Genomic DNA, 18,667 nt, shown 5'->3' on the forward strand with positions numbered 1-18,667 from the left:
GCTCCTTCTCGCTCCACACTTCCTCAACCTAAAAACGGAAAGCCCCCGGCATTTCTGCCGAGGGCTCTCTTGCGACCCGATCAGGCTCGTGCCGGATCAGCCATGGTATTTTGCATGAGTCAGATCAAAGCGGTCTGCATTCATCACCTTGGTCCAAGCCGCGATGAAGTCAGCGACGAACTTCGCCTCATTGCCAGCCTCGGCATAGACTTCTGCCTGTGCGCGCAGCCGTGAGTTGGAGCCGAAGACCAGGTCCGTGCGGGTGGCGCGGAACTTCTCAGCGCCGGTCTTGCGGTCGGTCCCGATGTATTCCTCATCGTCGCTGCCATCGACCGGGGTCCACTTGGTACCCATGTCGAGCAGGTTGGTGAAGAAGTCGGGTGTCAGCCGACCAACGCGGTCGGTGAACACGCCGTGGCTGGTGCCTCCGGTGTTTGCGCCCAGCGCTCGCATGCCGCCAACCAGAACGGTCATTTCCGGAATGGACAGGCCGAGCAAATGTGCACGGTCGATCAGCATTTCCTCGGTCCGAACGCTCGCGTTCGTCTTGAGGTAGTTGCGGAAGCCATCAGCAAATGGCTCCAGCGGCTCAAAGCTCTCCGCATCGGTTTGCTCTTCGGTCGCATCGCCGCGTCCGCCAGCAAATGGCACGCTCACGCTATGACCGGCGTCCGCGGCGGCTTTCTCAACCGCCGCCGTTCCGGCGAGCACGATGGCATCAGCCATCGAGAGATCACCGCGCAGCTCGTCGATCTTGGCAAGCACTTTGCTAAGCTCATCGGGATCGTTCGCCGCCCAGCTATTTTGCGGGGCGAGCCGCACGCGGGCACCATTGGCGCCGCCACGGTGATCTGAATTGCGGTAACTTGAAGCCGAAGCCCACGCCGCTTTGACCAGCTCGCTCACGGTCAGACCGCTGCCAAGGATGGCCGACTTGAACGCGCTAACCGCGCTGTCAGAAGGTTCGGCCCCGGCAGGAACGGGGTCCATCCAGATCAGTGTTTCTTCTGGAACTTCTGGACCCATATAGCGGACCTTTGGCCCCATATCGCGGTGGCACAGCTTGAACCATGCGCGCGCAAATGCGTCATCCGGCTGCTCCGGGTTGGCCAGGAAGCGCTCGGAAATCTTGCGATATTCCGGGTCCATCTTCAGCGCCATATCGGCGGTGGTCATCATGGTCGGAACCTTTTTCGAAGGATCGCGGGCATCCGGTGCCATGTCGGCTTCTTCCGGATTGATCGGCGTCCATTGCTGAGCGCCAGCCGGTGAGTGCACCAGTTCAAAGTCATATTTGAACAGGATCCGGAAGTAGTCATGTGACCACGAAGTTGGGTTGTTCGACCATGAACCTTCAATGCCCGAGGTGGTGATGTGCCCCTTGGCAATCTCTTCCTCGTCATTGAGCCAGCCGAAGCCTTGCAGTTCAAGAACTTCGCTTTCCGGAGCGCCGCCAAAGGTGTCAGATGGCTGCGCGCCATGCGCCTTACCGAAGGCGTGGCCGCCAGCGGTCAGAGCGACGGTTTCCTCGTCGTTCATCGCCATACGAGCGAAGGTTTCGCGCATGTCGCGGGCCGATTGCAGCGGATCGGGGTTGCCGCCTGGCCCTTCTGGATTGACGTAGATCAGGCCCATCTGGATCGCGGCCAGCGGGTTTTCGATCTCTGCGCCATCATCGGGACGGATGCGGGTGGCAACGCCTTCGTTTACCCACTGCTCTTCGGTGCCCCAATAGACGCTTTCTGGCTCAAACACGTCGGCGCGGCCGCCGCCAAAGCCGAACACAGGTCCGCCCATCGATTCAATCGCGACATTGCCAGTGAGGATGAACAGGTCAGCCCAACTGATGTTCCTGCCGTATTTCTGTTTGATCGGCCACAGCAGACGGCGCGCCTTGTCGAGGTTACCATTGTCTGGCCAGCTGTTGAGCGGGGCAAAACGTTGCTGCCCGCTGCCTGCGCCGCCGCGGCCATCGCCGGTGCGATAGGTGCCGGCGGCATGCCATGCCATTCGAATGAAGAACGGGCCATAGTGGCCGTAATCCGCTGGCCACCAATCCTGGCTGTCAGTCATCAGCGCGGTCAGGTCTGCCTTCAGCGCGGTGTAATCGATGGTGTTGAAGGCCTCAGCATAGTCAAAGTCGTCGCCATAAGGGTTGGCGTCGCGGCCTTCTTGAGTGAGGATTTCGAGCTGCGTCGCCTCTGGCCACCAATCACGATTTGTCCGGCCTAAGAGAGAGCGCATTGTGCCGTCGCCATTGAAGGGACAGCCGTTCATTTCACCAGTTTTTGCATCCATTGGGGTTCTCCTCACCACATTAAGACTCGGGGTTGAGTCAAGGTTATGAGGAGAAGATGACCGTTTGAGTTTGATCTGTCTAATCGATTAATATGCGCTAATTGATTGATAGGATCGATTGAAGACTCGGGCTTGGCTTGAGCGCAGCACGCAACAAAAAGGGGCGAGCGCTCGGCGTTCACCCCTTCATGCCAATTGTCTGTTCCGTAGGGACGCGCCGCGTAAGCGTGCCCGCCGTCCGCGTGTTTATGCCGCCTCGGCGACCTCGTCCGCAGGTTCGTTGCGGATCAAATAGTCAAATGCGCCAAGACCGGCCTTGGCGCCTTCACCCATCGCCACAACGATCTGCTTGTCTGGCACGGTGGTCGCATCGCCAGCACCATAGATACCGGGCAGGTTGGTTGCGCCGTGCTGATCAACCACGATTTCGCCATGCTGAGACAGCTCCAGGCCGGTGCCTTCCAGCCATTCCGTGTTTGGCACCAGGCCGATCTGGACGAACACGCCTTCCAGCTCGATCCGGCGTTCATCACCGCTGGTGCGATCTTTGACGATAAGGCCGCTGACCTTTGATCCATTGCCGAGCACTTCGGTGGTCTGGCCCGAGGTGATGATTTCGACATTGGACATGCTGCGCAACTTACGTTGCAACACATCGTCGGCGCGCAGTTTGCTGTCATATTCGACCAGCGTTACATGGCCGACGATTTTGGCGAGATCGATCGCGGCCTCGACGCCAGAGTTGCCGCCGCCGATTACCGCGATGTCCTTGCTCTTGAACAGGGGGCCGTCACAGTGCGGGCAATAGGCGACGCCCTTGTTGCGATATTCCGTCTCGCCCGGAACGCCCAGATTGCGCCAGCGGGCGCCGGTTGACAGGATCAGCGAGCGCGCCTTTAGCACCGCGCCGTTCGCCATAGTCACTTCGTGCATGCCGCCTGCCTCACCAGCTGGTTTCAGCTGGGTCGCGCGGGCCAGGTCCATCACGTCGATGTCATAGTCACCGGTGTGGCTTCGGAGGTTGTCGGCCAGCTTTGGCCCCTCGGTGTAGCTGGTGCCAGGCAGGTTCTCGATCCCGAGCGTATCCATCGGCTGACCGCCGAAGCGCTCCGCAGCGATGCCAGTGCGAAAGCCCTTGCGAGCGGTGTAAACGGCCGATGCTGCGCCCGCGGGGCCGCCGCCGATGACCAGAACTTCAAATGGCTCTTTCGCATCAAGCTTTTCAGCCGCTTTCGCGTCCGCGCCGCTGTCGAGCTTGGAGAGGATCTCTGCCAGCTCCATTTTGCCATTGTAGAAGCTTTCGCCGTTGAGGAAGGTCGCCGGCACCGCCATGATCTCGCGCGCGTCAACTTCGTCTTGGAAGGTCCCGCCTTCAATCAGTGTGGCGCTGATGCGCGGGTTTTCGAGCGCCATCAGGGTGAGCGCTTGGACAACATCCGGGCAATTGTGACAGCCGAGTGAGAAGAACATCTCAAAGTCATAGTCGCCCTCCAGGGCGCGGATCTGTTCGATCAGATCGGCGTCAACCTTTGGCGGGTGTCCGCCAGCCCAGAGCAGGGCGAGCACCAGAGAGGTGAACTCGTGGCCCATGGGCAGGCCAGCAAAGCGGACCCATTTGGTCGCATCACTGGCGCGGCGAATGACGAAGCTCGGCTTGCGATCATCCGTACCGTCGAAGCTGGCGCTGACCAGATCGTGCAGCTCAGCGATCTCGCCCAAAAGCTCGCGGGTTTGCTCGGACTTCTCGCTCTCATCCAAGCTTGCAACGAGCTCAATCGGCTCGCGCAGATTGGCGAAATATTGCTTCAGCCGGGTTTGCATAGTGGCGTCTAGCATGGAGAAATCCGTATTGTCTTGAGTGGGTGGCGGCGCGGCCCTCACATGTGAAAGCCGCGCCGCCCGGTCTGTTTGAGTGGCCTGGGGCCGCTGCTTAGATCTTACCGACGAGATCGAGCGATGGGGCCAGCGTGTCGCTGCCTTCTTCCCATGCTGCCGGGCAGACCTGACCTGGGTTGGCGCGCACATATTGAGCGGCCTTGATCTTGCGGGTCAGTTCGTTGGCATTGCGGCCCACGCCTTCGCAGGTTTGCTCCATGATCTGGATCACGCCATCGGGATCGACCACGAAAGTCGCACGGTCGGCCAAGCCTACGCCTTCACGCAGCACATCGAAATTGCGCGCGAGAACGTGATTCTGATCGCCCAGGAATGGGAATTGCAGCTTTCCAATCTTGTCGGAAGTGTCGTGCCATGCCTTGTGGCTGAAGTGCGTGTCGGTGCTGACGCCGTACACTTCGACGCCCATATCTTGCAGCATGGTGTACTTCTCGCCGAGGTCTTCGAGTTCGGTCGGACATACGAAGGTGAAGTCAGCAGGATAGAAGAAGAAGATCGACCACTTGCCCTTCACGTCTTCGTCGGTGACTTCGTAGAAATCTTCGCCGGCTTTGAAGGCTGTGGCGGTGAATGGTTTGATGGTTGAGCCGATAATGCCCATTGGTAATACCCCTTATTTGGTAATGCGTTACGTGGGGCGCGGTCCGCCCTTGACGTACACCTCACATAGGGATTGCTGCGCTGCACAAAAGCCGATTAGTGCGATCACGATGATCGAATTTTCCAATCGAAGTTTCTGGGAACCTTCTGCGCTGTTGCGAGCGGGTAATAGGCCGCGTTTCGGCTTAGGTTTGCAGCCGCTTTGCCTCGCGAAAGCTGATCAGCTTACGGCGATCCTCATCCCATAGCGCCAGCCACATGGAGCTGACCGCTTCGCGCGGGCCGACGCGGTTGATCTCTGCCAGTTCTGGATGTTCCTTCAGCGCAGTCGGCAGGCGGTAGAACGGGATGCGGCTGACCAGATGGTGGATGTGGTGGATTGCGATATTGCCCGTGAACCAATTCATCACAGCGGGCAGGTGTAGGTAGGAACTGCCGCCTATTGCGGACTCGTGATAGGACCAATTCTCGCGCGTGTCCCAATGCGCATCTTCAAATTGATGCTGGACATAGAACAGCCACACACCAACAGATGCCGCCGTCAACAGCACGGGCAAGAATACGATTGCGGTCACATAGGCTCCGAAGATCAGGCCCAATGCCACGAGCAGCCCGGCAGCCGCGGCATTGGTTGCCAGGGCGCTGATCCAATAGACCCAGCCATCCTTCATCAGCCCAATCGGCAGGCGGTGCCTGAGCAGGAACAGGTAGGCCGGACCAATGCCCATCAACACAATCGGATGGCGATAGAGCCGGTAGCCAAACCGCCCCAGCCAGCTCTTTGCCCGGTATTCACGCACAGTCAGCGTATCAACATCGCCAAATCCGCGCGCATCAAGGTTGCCCGTGCTCGCATGGTGCAGTTCGTGGCTGCGCCTCCAGCAGTCGTAAGGGGTTAGCGTCAGCACGCCGATCGAGCGGCCAAGCCAGGTGTTGGCGGTCTTGCTCTTGAAGAACGAGCCATGCCCGCAATCGTGCTGAATGATGAACAGGCGCAGCAGCAGCATTCCTGCTAACGGCGTCAGTGCAAAGGCGATATAGTGCCCCGCCTGAACTGCAAACAGCATCGCTCCCAGCAGCACCGCAAATGGCAGGAAGGTGGAGGCGACTTCCCAGATGCTGCGCGAGACGCGCGGTGTGCGGAACGCAGCGAGCTGGCGGGCCAGAGCGCGCGGGTTGATCGCCAGCTCGGCCTCTTCGGCAGTGGTCGCAGGGGCCGGCTCAGAGCCTCCATCATCCTGGCCGTAGGCGGCGCTGTCGAGGTGGAGGTCTGATTGCTGAGAAGGTGAGGAACGGATGGGGATACCTGCTTGTTCGTTGTGAAGGGGCAAAGCGTTGTTCTAGCTAGCCAATGGCGGGTGATGTGGCAATCGGCGTTGGTCGAATGGCAGAGCCGCTTGGTAGTGCTTGCGGCGTACGTAGATCTGTATCTTATGCACCGCCCACCTGCATGAGTCTTGTCATGCTATCGCTCACGCTACTTGAGCACGATGCAGCAGCTTGTGATCGGCCAGCACCAGCGCCATCATCGCCTCCACCACCGGCGTGCCGCGAATCCCGACGCAGGGGTCGTGCCGCCCTTTTGTGCGGACCTTGGTCGCCTCTCCATCGGAGTTGATCGAGTCCACCGGGGTCAGGATCGAGCTGGTCGGCTTGAACGCGGTGCGGCACACCACCGGCTGTCCGGTTGAGATGCCGCCTGCCGTGCCGCCTGCGTGGTTGCTGGCATATTGCGGGGTGCCATCTGCGCCCGGGCTCATCGCATCGGCGTTTTGCTCGCCGGTCAGCCGCGCTGCCTCGAACCCATCGCCAATCTCCACGCCCTTGGTCGCGTTGATCGTCATCATTGCGGCGGCCAGATCGCTGTCGAGCTTCGCATAGACCGGCGCGCCCCATCCGGCGGGCACGCCTTCCGCGACGCATTCGACCACGGCGCCCAGCGATGACCCATCCTTGCGCGCTGTATCGACCAGCTCTTCCCAGCGTTTCGCCGCCCAGCTGTCTGGGCACCAGAACGGATTGCTGCCGATTTCGCTGAGGTTGATCGCCTCGCGGTCGATCCTGTCCCCGCCCAGCTCGCACACGAAGCCGGTGATGGTGACCTCTGGGATGATGAGCCGCGCGACCGCCCCCGCCGCCACACGTGCCGCGGTTTCGCGCGCGCTGCTGCGCCCGCCTCCGCGATAGTCGCGGATGCCGTATTTCGCATCATACGTGTAGTCCGCATGGCCGGGGCGATAGCTCTTGGCGATCTCGCCGTAATCCTTGCTGCGCTGATCGGTGTTCTCGATCATCATGCTGATCGGCGTGCCGGTCGTTTTGCCTTCGAACACGCCAGAGAGGATCCGCACCAGATCGGCCTCTTTGCGCTGAGTGGTGAACTTGCTCGTGCCCGGCTTGCGCGCGTCCATGAACGGCTGAATGTCCGCCTCGCTTAAGCCAATGCCCGGCGGGCACCCGTCGAGCACCACGCCCAATGCCGGTCCATGGCTCTCGCCCCAAGTGGTGAAGCGCAATGCGCGTCCGAAGGTGTTCCAACTCATAGCCGCCCAATTCGCCAATCTCGCCGCGTTTGTCCACCTTTGGCTGCGCCTGTTCTGATTGCCGAGCCGCCCGCACCCTCCGCCCTTCCACCCGGATAGTGTCCCGGTAGACTCCGGGTGGAAGGGCGGAGGGTGCGGGCGGCTCGGTTCGTCGCTGCTGAAGCACGCTTGGAACGGCTGGAACACAGTCCAGGGGAAGAAAAGCAATCGATCACAAACGCCGCGATTGATCGGAAATTTCGATTGAGGGCGGTTGGTGTTAGCGGAGCAGTGTTTGGCATGTGCGCGTTTATACCGATCACCCGCGAGGTAGGAAAACCAATACCCTTCTGGACAACCAAACAACTTCCTCTGGTCAAAGCCGCGCAGGTAAGGCAGGAACAAACCATGTCCAAGGGAACCCGAATATGATCGCGAAATTATCCGGACGGCTCGATGAAACGGGCGAGGATTGGGCCATCGTCGATGTTCAGGGCGTTGGCTATCTGGTCCATTGCTCCACCAAAACGCTCGCCGCCATGGGCGAGGTGGGCGAGGCCTGCACCATCCACACTGATTTGCAGGTCAGCGAGAACGATATGCGCCTGCTCGGCTTTGCCGAAAGTGCAGAGCGCGATTGGTTCCGCTTGCTCACCACCGTTCAAGGGGTGGGCAGCAAGGTGGCCTTGGCGATCCTCTCTGCCCTGTCGACCGGCGAAGTGCGCGATGCCTGCGCAGGCGGGGATGCGGCCACGGTCGCGCGGGCGCAGGGCGTGGGGCCAAAGCTGGCGAGCCGAATCGTCAACGAACTGAAGGATAAGGCAGACGGTCTGCCAGGCGGCGGGGTTGCGGGAGCGCCGGTCGGCGCGGTCTCACAAGCAGGCGGCGCAAGCGCCGATGCGGTGAGCGCGCTGGAGAACCTCGGCTTCAAACCAGCGGTCGCAGCCCAAGCCGTGGCCCGCGCGCAAAGCGAGCTCGGCGAAGATGCAAAGGAAGGCGATCTGATCCGGGTGGCGCTTAAGAAGGCGGCTGGGTGATGGATTGGAGGATCGGAGTGCTGGCTCTCTATATTTTGGGATTGGGGGCTATCATGGCTGACTTGGGAAGCTTTGAAGATGCGTTCTCGATTGGTCTCTTCCTTTTTACCGTCGCTCCCATTGCCGTTCTTTGCCTTTGGCGCGGGCACGCGCGCGCTAATGGACTTGGCGCCGCATTAATTGGCGGGGTTGGGCTGTGGCTCGTCTATGACGCTATGTACTTACGGCTTGATCCGCAGTCTGCGCTGGTTTTCCTATTTGTCCCCTTGCTGCAGATTGCTGCGACAATTGTCTTTGCCGTCGGGATGTTCGTCTGCCTTCAATTGTCTAAGCGCGGTCAGGAGAAGTCGGTTGATGACTGATCCTGTTTTCTCTCGTTCCAAGACATGGACCCCGGATCAAGTCCGGGGTGACGAGCTAAGCCAGTACCACTCAAAATGACCACCAAAGGAACACCCATGCGTTTCGCTTTCCTTATCCCGGCACTAATCCTCGCCAGTCCGGCCGCTGCGCAGCAGGCTGATCTCTCCGCCTTCAAAACCGGCCCGGTGTTCGAGGAATTCGGCCCGCATGCGCCGGTCGAAAGCATGACGGACTTGCCCGCAGATGTCAGTTTCAGCGTCGCGTTTGATGTCGCCGATGCGGCCAGTGAGGGGCAGCGTCACCGCAGTTTTGAAAGCGTGGCGCGCTTTATCAATATGCATGTCGCCAATGGCGTTGATCCGGCGCAAATCCGCGTCGCTCTGGTGGTGCATGGGAAGGCCTCGCTCGACCTGCTCAATAATGAAGCATGGGCGGCGAGAGAGCGCGGTGGAGAGTCCAGCCCTGACGTCAATCCCAGTGCTGCGATGCTGCGCACCATGATCGATTACGGCGTCGACGTGGTGCTGTGCGGGCAAAGCGCGGCGGCCAATGGCATTGCGCAGGATGAGCTAATCGAAGGCGTGCGCATGTCGCTCTCTGCGATGACGGCCCATGCGGTGCTGCAGCAAAACGGCTATACGGTGAACCCGTTTTGACGCAGGACAATGACCTTCGCCCCGGATTGAACATACCGCGCTGGCTCTTGCCATTGCTGGCAGGCGGGGTTGTGGTCGCCTTTATCCTCGGCGCGAGCGGTGCGATTGAAATCGCTGGCAAAAGCGAATGCGAGGAGGCAGGAGGCACCCTGCTTGACGGGCCAGGCGTGCGCGACTGCATCATGCCCGAGGAAGGGGAGGGCGCGTGACCGGTTTTACGCAAACCATGCTGGCCGAATTTGGACCGCGCGTGACCGTGCCCGAGCCAATCCTGGCCTATTTCCGATGGATTGAGGCCAATGGGCTGGACCGTCATTTTGATGGCTCAGACGGGTACCGGCATGCTTTGCTCGATCCCGCGCTGGAAAACAGTCCTATGGGGATCATTCCGCCCGATCCTGACCATGCGCGGCTGTGGGTGGGCAGTGACAAGGCTGAGGTGAGCGAGCGATTGGTCCCCTTCTGCAAAACAGGCGGCGATGGCTCTTATGCCGCGTTCTGGGTCGATGATGGAGGGAGCACTCAGATCGTTCATTTGAGGTCTGGTTCGGGATCAACCATGATTGGTGTGATGGCTGGCGATCCGGTTGATTTCTTGCGTCTGCTCGCGATTGGATATGATGAGCTGTGCTGGCCAGAAAACCACGGGCGCACGCCTCTTGAGATCCATGAAGAAGAGCATCCGTGCGGAGATTATGAAGGCATGGAAGATGAGCGGCCCCAGCCGCCCGCCGCGCCCATCGCTTTGCGGGCATGGATAGCTGAGACGTTCGGCGTGGCAAGACCGGACAGAGCATCAGAAATCATGCGAGACATGCCAGAAATGCGCGATAAGAATAGCGATGATCCGTTTGTGAAATGGTTGAACCAGGTGCAGGGCTAAGGCGCATGACCGACGAGACACCGATCCATTCGCCTGACCGGCAGCCTGATGATCCGGATGCCGCGCTGCGCCCGAAATCGCTGAAGGAATTTATCGGCCAAGAGGCCGCGCGAGACAATCTGCGCGTGTTCATTGAAAGCGCGAAATCGCGCGGTGAGGCGATGGATCATACGCTGTTCTTTGGCCCTCCCGGTCTGGGCAAGACGACGCTGGCGCAGATCGTCGCCAATGAACTCGGCGTGGGGTTCCGCGCGACCTCTGGTCCGGTGATTGCAAAGGCGGGTGATCTGGCTGCGCTGCTCACCAATCTAGAGCCGCATGATGTTCTGTTCATTGATGAAATTCACCGGCTGAACCCGGTTGTCGAGGAAGTGCTGTACCCCGCGATGGAGGACCGCGCGCTCGACATTATTATTGGCGAGGGGCCGTCTGCGCGCAGCGTTCGGATCGACCTGCCGCCGTTCACTTTGATCGGCGCGACCACCCGCCAGGGCTTGCTGACGACGCCACTTCGCGACCGGTTTGGCATTCCGGTACGGCTTAATTTCTACACCCATGACGAGCTTGATCAGGTGGTGACGCGCGGGGCGCGGCTGCTGGGGCTCAATATTGATAGCCAAGGCGCGCGCGAGATCGCTCGCCGCTCGCGCGGGACGCCGCGGGTTGCTGGTCGTTTGCTGCGGCGCGTGCGCGATTTTGCGCATGTCGCGGGCGAGGGCACGGTGACGCGCGCGGGCGCTGACAATGCGCTGACCCGGTTGGAGATTGACCGGCTGGGTCTGGATGCGATGGATCGGCGCTATCTCACCATGATTGCAACCACTTACAAAGGCGGCCCGGTGGGCGTGGAGACGCTGGCGGCCGGCCTCGCTGAGCCGCGCGACACGGTGGAGGATGTGGTCGAGCCTTACCTCATCCAGCTGGGCCTGCTGGCGCGGACCGCGCGCGGCCGGGTGCTCAATGATGGCGGGTGGGAGCATCTGGAAATGACCCCGCCAGCCCCCACGGCTGCGAATCGGGCAAGCGGCGATGGCCAGCCCAGCATGTTTGGCGAGGATGATTAACAGCGTCAGGCTAACGCAGCGGCTTACTTAGCCCGCATATTCGGTATCAAACTGGGACAGGCCCTCTGAAAAACCACGCTTTTGGTGGGTTTTTCGGCGTTAGCCGCGGTGAATCATGGTTAACCGCGTTGTGCGCGGGCCTGCCGAAGCATCATGAGAACGTTGGATTTGGTGAAGGAGCGGATGGGCCGCCCCCTAGCCACCCAAGCAAACGCAAGGTTCGTATCTCATGTCGATCAAACTGGCCGCAGCAAAGCTATCAGCCACCGCCGCAGGGCTCGCCCTGATGACCGGGGGAGCTGTGCGAGTGGCAGAACCGATGAACACGGATGATCCCCAGTTCACCACCAATATTGATGGCAAGCTGGTGGAGACCCGCACCCGCATGGTGAAGGGCGAACCGATCCAGATTAAAACGCGCACGCGTCGGCTGCCACCACCAGAGCAGCGCCGCCGGCGTATAGTTGAGCGCACGATTGAGTGCCAGCCAGAACAGCCTGGCTTTGGCGGTCCTGGCTCCATTGCGGGCGCAGCGCCCGGCGCGGTCGCCGGTGCAGGCGCAGGCCGCATTGTACAAACCTATTTCGATCCAGCCGAGTGCCCGCCCATCGCTCAAGTTGCCTACGCTCCAGCGCCGCTCCCACCATTGCCGCCCATTCGCGGCGGTGGCGGCTCAGCCGCGCCGGTTGTAATCGGCGGTAGCGGCGGCTTTGGCGGTTTCGGTGGCGGATTTGGTGGCGGCTTCTTCGGCGGCGGCGGTTCGTCGAGCGGTGATGTCTCTGTGGTCAGCACCACGACTTCGGGCGGCGGCACGACCAGCGACGGGGTTTCATCCTCGGGCGGCATCATTATCGATATCGACAATTCAACCTCGACAACATCGTCTTCTGGCGTGGTCACCTCGACCAGCTCCAGCGGTACGGTCACATCGTCAACGGGCGCGGTTTCGACCTCTACCTCGACGTCTTCGGGTGATGTGTCGACCTCAACGGGGACCGTTTCGAGTTCAACCGGCGCAGTGTCTTCGTCGACCGGCAACGTGTCTTCGTCTTCGGGTAACGTCTCCAGCTCATCGGGCAATGTTTCTAGCTCGTCTGGCAATGTATCCAGTTCTTCGGGCAATGTCTCGAGCTCATCCTCGTCATCGTCCAGCTCATCGAGCTCTTCAAGCTCATCTTCGTCGTCCTCCAGCAGCTCATCGGGCGGTAACACCAGCACTGGCGGTGATACCTCTACGGGCGGCACGAGCGGCCATCCTGGCACAACCACTTCGAGTGGCGGTTCCACCGGCGGGTCGAGCAGCGGCAGCAGTTCAGGCAGCTCATCGAGCTCCAGCAGCGGCGGTTCGTCGACAACCACCGGCGGTGTGACCTCAACCGGCGGCAGCACGGGTAGCACGGGCGGTTCATCGTCTAGCTCTTCTTCAAGCTCGTCTTCGTCCTCAAGCAGCTCGTCCTCGTCGGGTGGCACCTCGGGTGGTTCCGGCGGCTCTAGCGGGTCGAGTTCTGGCTCATCTTCGGGCAGCTCGTCTGGTTCGTCCTCCGGCGGCAGCAGCTCCGGCGGCGCGTCCTCCAGCTCTTCGTCTTCGGGCAGCAGCTCTTCATCGAGCAGTTCATCCTCTTCGGGCGGCGCCACATCATCTGGCGTATCGACCAGCGGCGGCAGCACCTCAGGCGATATGACCAGCAGCACCAGCTCCTCGTCGGGCAGCTCTTCGTCTTCGTCGAGTTCTTCCGGCTCTAGCTCGGGTTCGTCATCGGGCGGCTCAACCACCTCGAGCAGCAGCACTTCGAGCTCGTCATCATCATCCTCGTCCAGCTCATCGGGCGGAACGAGCGGTGGCACCAGCAGCGGTACAGAAGTGCCCGCACCGCCGATGACCGTTCTGTTTGGCTTGGCCGCAGCAGCGATCCTGGGCCGCAAGAAATTTCGGATCAAGCGCGGCGCGTAAACGCCTCGCTTCTTATACTCCTGGTGAAAGGGCGGTTCTGCGTTAGAGCCGCCCTTTTCGTATCAGGGGTTGGTTTGCTGCGCGCTTGGCTGAAGCAGAGTCCATCTCGGCTCGCCCATCCACGGTACCTCGGCAATGGTCATCGCGCCGTCCAGCTCCCAGACATTGGCATAGCCATAGCCCACCAGATTGATGAATGTCGGGATGTTCAGCGCGAGTGGTGCGGCCTTTAGGCCGATTGGCTCGACATTATCGCTGAAATTGTTGTTGCAATAGATATAGATCGGGCGGTCACGGTTCTCGCCGATCACCTTGGCCAATTTCTCGTCGGTGAAATCTGAAAACGGTAGGTTCACCGCGCCTTCAATATGGCCAAGCCGGAATGCTTCGGCAGATCTCGTGTCGAGCAACAGAGCGCCATCGGCGAGCGCTTGCTCAAGAAACATGTCCTTGGGAAGTAGGCGCTGTTCGCGCAGCTCAGCAACTTCACCCGTCAGTTTAACAAAGGCGGGAAAGTCGATTTGCGGTGTTGGACTCTCCAACACGTCAGGCTGCGCCTGCGGTATTTGATCTTGGGCCGCTGCACCTGTCGCCGCGATTAGCGCAAGCATTGGCGCAGCCATCAGAATAGGTCGCATAAAGCCATCCTCCCAGAAGTAGTTCCGAAGGATTGCGCTCGCGCGGCTGACTTTATCGTGAATGGCGAAGATGTGGCCGGTTTGCAGTCGGCCAAACCCTAGAGGTCACGGCGTCGTCTCTGTCTTGTTCGCCTCTCGCCAGGCGTTGATGCCCCCGGCGAGATGCTTGGCTGGCTCACCAGTGTGCGCTGCGAGTTTTTCCGCCGCGATGCCGGAGCGCCGACCCGACCGGCAATAGAGCACGACTTCGCGTCCATCGGACAGGTCGAGTGCGGCCGGATTGAAATCATCGAGCATGATGTGCTCTGCGCCCGGGATCACCCCTTCGGCCACTTCATCATCGCGCCGCACATCGATCAGACGGACATTGCCACCATCCATTAGACTGGTGAGTTCGTCTACACTGAGGTCAACGACAGCCGCCTCTGCGCTCGCTTCAACTGCCGCCTCTGTGCCAGCCGATTCGTTGATTTCTTCCTTCACAGCCTCCTGAAGGGTATCATCGGCATTGCACGCCGCAAGGCACAGGCTCGCAGCCACAATTGAAATCATTGAAGTGCGAGCCTGCATAGCTGAGTTCCTATGCTGCCAGTTTGCGCAGAACGTAGTGGAGGATGCCGCCATTGCGGTAATATTCCATCTCGTTCGCAGTATCGATCCGGCACAATGCGGTGAAGCTGAAGGTGGTGCCATCGCCGCGGGTGACGTCGATTGTCACGTCCTGACCCGGGGCCAGATCGGCAAGGCCGCGAATGCTGAAGCTGTCGTCTGAACCAAGGCCCAAGCTCTTGCGCGTGTCGCCACCCTTAAATTGCAGCGGCAGAACGCCCATGCCAACGAGGTTCGAGCGGTGAATCCGCTCAAAGCTCTCAACGATCACAGCGCGCACGCCGAGCAGGATGGTGCCCTTCGCCGCCCAATCGCGGCTAGAGCCGGTGCCATATTCCTTGCCGCCAACAACGATCAGCGGGGTGCCGTCCGCCTTATACTTCATGGCCGCATCGTAAATCGGCATTTGCTCGCCGTTATACGTGGTCTCGCCGCCTTCGACGCCCGGGACCATCTCGTTCTTGATGCGGATATTGGCGAAGGTGCCGCGCATCATCACATCGTGGTTGCCGCGGCGTGAGCCGTAGGAGTTGAAGTCCTTCTTCGCGACCTGATTGCTGCTGAGATAGGAACCAGCAGGGCTGTCTTCCTTAATCGCGCCAGCGGGCGAAATGTGGTCGGTGGTGACCGAGTCGCCGAGGATCGCGAGCGGCTTTGCCCCTTCGATATCTTGGATCGGTGCAGGCTCCATGCCCATGCCGTCAAAGTATGGCGGGTTGGCGACATAGGTGCTGCCTGCGCGCCATTGATAGGTGTCGGATGGCTCAACGGTAATCGCTTGCCAGTGCTCATCGCCATCATAGACGTTGGCATAGCGGTTTTCGAACATCGAACGGTCGATATTGGCCGCGCGGTGCTCAGCGATTTCCGCATTGCTTGGCCACAGGTCGGCCAGCATCACGTCATTGCCATCTTGGTCTTGGCCGAGCGGGGTGGTGGTGATGTCTTCGGTAACCGTGCCTTTCAGCGCATAGGCGACGACCAGCGGCGGCGATGCTAGGAAGTTGGCGCGCACGTCTTGCGATACGCGGCCTTCAAAGTTGCGGTTGCCCGACAGGACCGAGGCGGCGACGATATCGTTGCCGTTGATCGCTTTGCTGATTGGCGGGGCCAGCGGGCCCGAGTTACCAATGCAGGTGGTGCAACCATAGCCAACGAGGTCAAAACCGATAGCGTCGAGGTCGTCTTGCAGGCCCGATTTGACCAGATAGTCGGTCACAACTTGGCTGCCCGGTGCGAGTGATGTCTTCACCCAAGGCTTAGGCAGCATCCCGCGCTCGTTTGCTTTTTTCGCGACGAGGCCAGCGGCGATCAGCACGTCCGGGTTGGAGGTGTTGGTGCAGCTGGTGATCGCGGCGATGACAACATCGCCATCGCCAATGTCGTGGTCTTTGCCGTCGACACCGACGCGAACGGCTGCGTCTTTCTTATAGGTGGTCTTGAGGTCGCCGTTGAACAGCTCATCAACCTCAGGAAGGATGACCTTGTCCTGCGGACGCTTCGGTCCGGCCAAGCTTGGCACAACCGAGCCCATGTCAAGCGAGAGCGTGTTGGTGAACACAGGCTCATTCGCCGGGTCGAACCACATGCCTTGCTCTTTCGAATAGGCTTCAACCAGAGCGATGTTTTCTTCTGAGCGGCCGGTGAGGCGCATGTAATCAAGCGTCTTGTCGTCGATCCCGAAGAAGCCGCAGGTCGCGCCATATTCCGGCGCCATATTGGCGATGGTCGCGCGGTCGGCGAGCGTGAGGTTGGCAACGCCTGGGCCATAGAACTCAACGAAACGGCCCACCACGCCGACTTCGCGCAGCATTTGCACGCAGGTGAGCACGAGGTCCGTGGCGGTGATGCCTTCGGCCATGCGGCCTTCCAGCTTAAAGCCGACGACTTCCGGGATCAGCATGGAGATCGGCTGGCCAAGCATCGCTGCTTCAGCTTCAATCCCGCCAACGCCCCAGCCCAGCACGCCCAGACCGTTGATCATGGTGGTGTGACTGTCTGTGCCGACGCAGGTGTCAGGATAAGCGACCATCGCGCCGCTGGTGTCTTTGCTCGACCACACGCCTTGGGCGATGTGCTCCAGGTTCACCTGGTGGCAAATGCCGGTGCCAGGAGGGACCGCAGAAAAGTTCTCAAAGCTCTTTGAGCCCCATTTGAGGAAGTCATAGCGTTCTGCATTGCGCTCATATTCGAGCGCCATATTCGCTTCCATCGCTTTCGGATGGCCAAATTCGTCGACCATGACCGAGTGATCGATCACGAGATTGACGGGCACCTGCGGATTGATCTTGGCGGTATCGCCGCCCAGTTCCTTGATCGCATCGCGCATCGCGGCGAGGTCAACCACGCAAGGAACGCCGGTGAAATCCTGCAGCAGCACTCGGGCTGGGCGGTATTGGATCTCATTGCCGGTGACTGGGTTCTTCTGCCAGTCGACAATCGCCTGCGCATGCTCTTTGCCGACGGTGAAGCCTTCATCTTCAAAGCGCAGCATGTTCTCCAGCAGCACTTTCAGTGAAATCGGCAGCTTGGAGACATCGCCCAATTGCGCCGCCGCTTTTGCGAGCGAATAGTAAGCGTATTCTGTTCCGCCAACATTAAGGGTTGAGCGGGTTGCGAGCGTGTCCTTGCCGACCTGTGTCATCGAGGCGTTTCTTCCTTGTCTGTGGTGTGTCCCGGGCGGGTTCCGCGCCGGAGAAATATCTGCATGATCACCTGCTAGACCTTGGCCTCTAGGTCAAGTGCGGCGTGGCCTCTGCGATCCCGGCGCTGCAAATTTTACAACAGTTAACTTTCCGAATCTGACGCCTGGGTGCAAAAGCGGTTTCGCAGCAGGGACGCGGGAAAAAATGAATAACAACGCGCAGTCGCATAGGGCGAAAATTAATAGCTTACGCGCCGGATTATTGGGCGCAGTGACAATCGTCATAGCTTGTTTTGGGGCTGCCTTCGCCTTTTCGGGGGAACAGGCAGAGGCACCACAGGGGTACTCGGCGGCGTTGGTCCAATTGGGGGCAACCAATAGCCCTCGGGTCGCAGCCGGAAACGAACCGTAGAGTTCTGGGCCGGCTTACCAAGGGGGTTGGCCGGATTGGCGTTTGCGCGCTGATCCGGCCTTTTTTGTGTTTTGTGTCTGCTATAGCGGTGCTTGTTCCGCGGCAGGCTCAGCGACTTTGCGGGTCGCGATCCAGCATCCGGTGATAATCAGCGCGGTTCCCGCCAGCGTCGTCAGCGTCACTTCTTCGCGGAAGAAAAGCCAGCCCAGCACGCTCGCCCAGAGAAATCCGGAATATTCAATCGGCACAAGCGCCTGAGCCTCTGCGCGGGCGTAGGCCCAGGCAATCGCCATCGCGCCGGTGACGGTGAAGGCGCTGGCAATCGAAATGGACCCGACTGCGCTCAGATCCGGCGTCGCCCATAGGAATGGCGCAAATAGCAGCAGCACCAGCCCGCCGACCCCGCTGTGAAAAGTGGCGATTTCCACTGGCCGGGCGACCTGCGATTGGCGGCGAATCACGATGAAATTATAGGCGTACAGTAGGGCGGAGAACATCAGCGAGATCAGCCCGAGGATGAGATCATTGCTCATTTCTGCGCGCCCAAACTGCCCGCCGATAATCACAATCGCGCCGACAAAGCCGATGATGCTGGCATAGATCGCTTGCGGCTGGATCTCTTCGCCCAGCAGCGCGCGGGCGAGGTAAAGCGCGATGAGCGGTGAGATGAAGCTGATCGCAATCGCCTCGGCCAGCGGCATTTTGGTGAGCGCGTAAAAGAAACTGAGCGCCATAAAAGCGGAAATAGTCCCGCGTTCCAGATGCAGCTTCATCACGGCGCGCTCTGGCCAGCGGCCCGCGCCCTTTTTCAGCATTGGCGCCAGCCAAAACGGCGCAATCATTGCGGCCCCGATCAGCGCGCGCAGCAAAGTGGCGGTATAGGCCCCGGCGGCAAGCGCTGCGCCCTTCATAAATGCGTCCATCAAGGACAATAGCCCGACCCCGGCAAGAGCGGCCAAAAAAGGCAAAAGGCGGTGGGAGCTGTTCATTGCGGGCCTGCCCTAATGGCGCATCGGCGGCGCGTCACTTGGAAACTCGCGTAGAGGCGGCTTTCGTGCCGCTGTGCAGGGGCGATTGCGCGGCGGCTACACCCG

At 60.3% G+C, this 18,667-nt stretch carries 17 protein-coding genes; 6 read left to right on the forward strand and 11 right to left on the reverse strand.

Annotated elements, in window-relative coordinates:
* Positions 1-96: 96 nt before the first annotated feature.
* The 5 genes from katG to aroC all read right to left on the reverse strand — a co-directional run bounded on the left by katG (position 97) and on the right by aroC (position 7,337).
* Complete coding sequence (gene katG, locus AC0V6M_RS07275) at positions 97-2,298, reverse strand: catalase/peroxidase HPI (RefSeq protein WP_486138154.1); 2,202 nt, start codon at positions 2,296-2,298, stop codon at positions 97-99.
* A 246-nt stretch (positions 2,299-2,544) separates the two neighbouring features.
* Positions 2,545-4,134, reverse strand: coding sequence for an alkyl hydroperoxide reductase subunit F (gene ahpF / locus AC0V6M_RS07280; protein ID WP_486138155.1), 1,590 nt, complete (start codon positions 4,132-4,134; stop codon positions 2,545-2,547).
* A gap of 94 nt (positions 4,135-4,228) precedes the next feature.
* Positions 4,229-4,795, reverse strand: a complete 567-nt coding sequence (ahpC, locus tag AC0V6M_RS07285; protein WP_486138156.1) for an alkyl hydroperoxide reductase subunit C — start codon at positions 4,793-4,795, stop codon at positions 4,229-4,231.
* Positions 4,796-4,979: 184 nt separating this feature from the next.
* Entirely contained in the window at positions 4,980-6,125 is a 1,146-nt protein-coding gene (locus AC0V6M_RS07290) for a fatty acid desaturase (RefSeq protein WP_486138157.1), read from the reverse strand.
* Positions 6,126-6,266: 141 nt separating this feature from the next.
* Positions 6,267-7,337, reverse strand: coding sequence for a chorismate synthase (gene aroC, locus AC0V6M_RS07295; protein ID WP_486138158.1), 1,071 nt, complete (start codon positions 7,335-7,337; stop codon positions 6,267-6,269).
* Between the two features lie 407 nt (positions 7,338-7,744).
* Between aroC and ruvA the strand changes: the two genes are divergently transcribed.
* The 6 genes from ruvA to ruvB all read left to right on the forward strand — a co-directional run bounded on the left by ruvA (position 7,745) and on the right by ruvB (position 11,319).
* Positions 7,745-8,353 carry a Holliday junction branch migration protein RuvA gene (gene ruvA, locus AC0V6M_RS07300; RefSeq protein ID WP_486138159.1) on the forward strand — a complete coding sequence of 203 codons (609 nt, stop codon included), beginning with the start codon at positions 7,745-7,747 and terminating at the stop codon, positions 8,351-8,353.
* 53 nt (positions 8,354-8,406) lie between these two features.
* Positions 8,407-8,715: a hypothetical protein gene (locus tag AC0V6M_RS07305; protein WP_486138160.1), complete on the forward strand. Its 309-nt coding sequence runs from the start codon at positions 8,407-8,409 to the stop codon at positions 8,713-8,715.
* Between the two features lie 96 nt (positions 8,716-8,811).
* The gene (locus AC0V6M_RS07310; protein WP_486138161.1) at positions 8,812-9,372 is read left to right on the forward strand and encodes a DsrE family protein; all 561 of its coding nucleotides are present in this window, start codon (positions 8,812-8,814) and stop codon (positions 9,370-9,372) included.
* Positions 9,369-9,581, forward strand: coding sequence for a hypothetical protein (locus tag AC0V6M_RS07315; protein ID WP_486138162.1), 213 nt, complete (start codon positions 9,369-9,371; stop codon positions 9,579-9,581). The genes AC0V6M_RS07310 and AC0V6M_RS07315 overlap by 4 nt, the downstream gene beginning before the upstream one ends.
* Positions 9,578-10,255 carry a hypothetical protein gene (locus tag AC0V6M_RS07320; RefSeq protein WP_486138163.1) on the forward strand — a complete coding sequence of 226 codons (678 nt, stop codon included), beginning with the start codon at positions 9,578-9,580 and terminating at the stop codon, positions 10,253-10,255. Before AC0V6M_RS07315 ends, AC0V6M_RS07320 begins: the two co-directional genes overlap by 4 nt.
* A gap of 5 nt (positions 10,256-10,260) precedes the next feature.
* The gene (gene ruvB / locus AC0V6M_RS07325) at positions 10,261-11,319 is read left to right on the forward strand and encodes a Holliday junction branch migration DNA helicase RuvB (protein ID WP_486138164.1); all 1,059 of its coding nucleotides are present in this window, start codon (positions 10,261-10,263) and stop codon (positions 11,317-11,319) included.
* Positions 11,320-11,578: 259 nt separating this feature from the next.
* Here ruvB and AC0V6M_RS07330 read toward each other — a convergent pair whose 3' ends face one another.
* From AC0V6M_RS07330 to AC0V6M_RS07355, 6 genes are all read right to left on the reverse strand, one after another.
* The gene (locus tag AC0V6M_RS07330; RefSeq protein ID WP_486138165.1) at positions 11,579-11,935 is read right to left on the reverse strand and encodes a hypothetical protein; all 357 of its coding nucleotides are present in this window, start codon (positions 11,933-11,935) and stop codon (positions 11,579-11,581) included.
* A gap of 5 nt (positions 11,936-11,940) precedes the next feature.
* Positions 11,941-13,257, reverse strand: a complete 1,317-nt coding sequence (locus AC0V6M_RS07335; protein WP_486138166.1) for a hypothetical protein — start codon at positions 13,255-13,257, stop codon at positions 11,941-11,943.
* Between the two features lie 75 nt (positions 13,258-13,332).
* Positions 13,333-13,908, reverse strand: a complete 576-nt coding sequence (locus AC0V6M_RS07340) for a rhodanese-like domain-containing protein (RefSeq protein ID WP_486138167.1) — start codon at positions 13,906-13,908, stop codon at positions 13,333-13,335.
* A gap of 105 nt (positions 13,909-14,013) precedes the next feature.
* On the reverse strand, positions 14,014-14,478 hold the full coding sequence (locus tag AC0V6M_RS07345; RefSeq protein ID WP_486138168.1) for a rhodanese-like domain-containing protein: 465 nt from the start codon (positions 14,476-14,478) through the stop codon (positions 14,014-14,016).
* A gap of 10 nt (positions 14,479-14,488) precedes the next feature.
* Positions 14,489-17,161: an aconitate hydratase AcnA gene (acnA, locus tag AC0V6M_RS07350; protein ID WP_486138169.1), complete on the reverse strand. Its 2,673-nt coding sequence runs from the start codon at positions 17,159-17,161 to the stop codon at positions 14,489-14,491.
* 492 nt (positions 17,162-17,653) lie between these two features.
* Positions 17,654-18,562, reverse strand: coding sequence for a DMT family transporter (locus AC0V6M_RS07355; RefSeq protein ID WP_486138170.1), 909 nt, complete (start codon positions 18,560-18,562; stop codon positions 17,654-17,656).
* Positions 18,563-18,667 lie beyond the last annotated feature (105 nt).

The sequence above is a fragment of the Erythrobacter sp. JB3-1 genome, assembly GCF_057364995.1.

Bases quoted from the DNA above. Each gene is read 5' to 3' on its own strand.
- ruvB (WP_486138164.1), top strand. From the start codon at position 10,261: ATGACCGACGAGACACCGATCCATTCGCCTGACCGGCAGCCTGATGAT.
- aroC (WP_486138158.1), bottom strand. From the start codon at position 7,337: ATGAGTTGGAACACCTTCGGACGCGCATTGCGCTTCACCACTTGGGGC.
- AC0V6M_RS07340 (WP_486138167.1), bottom strand. From the start codon at position 13,908: ATGCGACCTATTCTGATGGCTGCGCCAATGCTTGCGCTAATCGCGGCG.
- acnA (WP_486138169.1), bottom strand. From the start codon at position 17,161: ATGACACAGGTCGGCAAGGACACGCTCGCAACCCGCTCAACCCTTAAT.
- AC0V6M_RS07355 (WP_486138170.1), bottom strand. From the start codon at position 18,562: ATGAACAGCTCCCACCGCCTTTTGCCTTTTTTGGCCGCTCTTGCCGGG.
- ahpF (WP_486138155.1), bottom strand. From the start codon at position 4,134: ATGCTAGACGCCACTATGCAAACCCGGCTGAAGCAATATTTCGCCAAT.
- ruvA (WP_486138159.1), top strand. From the start codon at position 7,745: ATGATCGCGAAATTATCCGGACGGCTCGATGAAACGGGCGAGGATTGG.
- katG (WP_486138154.1), bottom strand. From the start codon at position 2,298: ATGGATGCAAAAACTGGTGAAATGAACGGCTGTCCCTTCAATGGCGAC.
- ahpC (WP_486138156.1), bottom strand. From the start codon at position 4,795: ATGGGCATTATCGGCTCAACCATCAAACCATTCACCGCCACAGCCTTC.
- AC0V6M_RS07345 (WP_486138168.1), bottom strand. From the start codon at position 14,478: ATGCAGGCTCGCACTTCAATGATTTCAATTGTGGCTGCGAGCCTGTGC.
- AC0V6M_RS07305 (WP_486138160.1), top strand. From the start codon at position 8,407: ATGGCTGACTTGGGAAGCTTTGAAGATGCGTTCTCGATTGGTCTCTTC.
- AC0V6M_RS07310 (WP_486138161.1), top strand. From the start codon at position 8,812: ATGCGTTTCGCTTTCCTTATCCCGGCACTAATCCTCGCCAGTCCGGCC.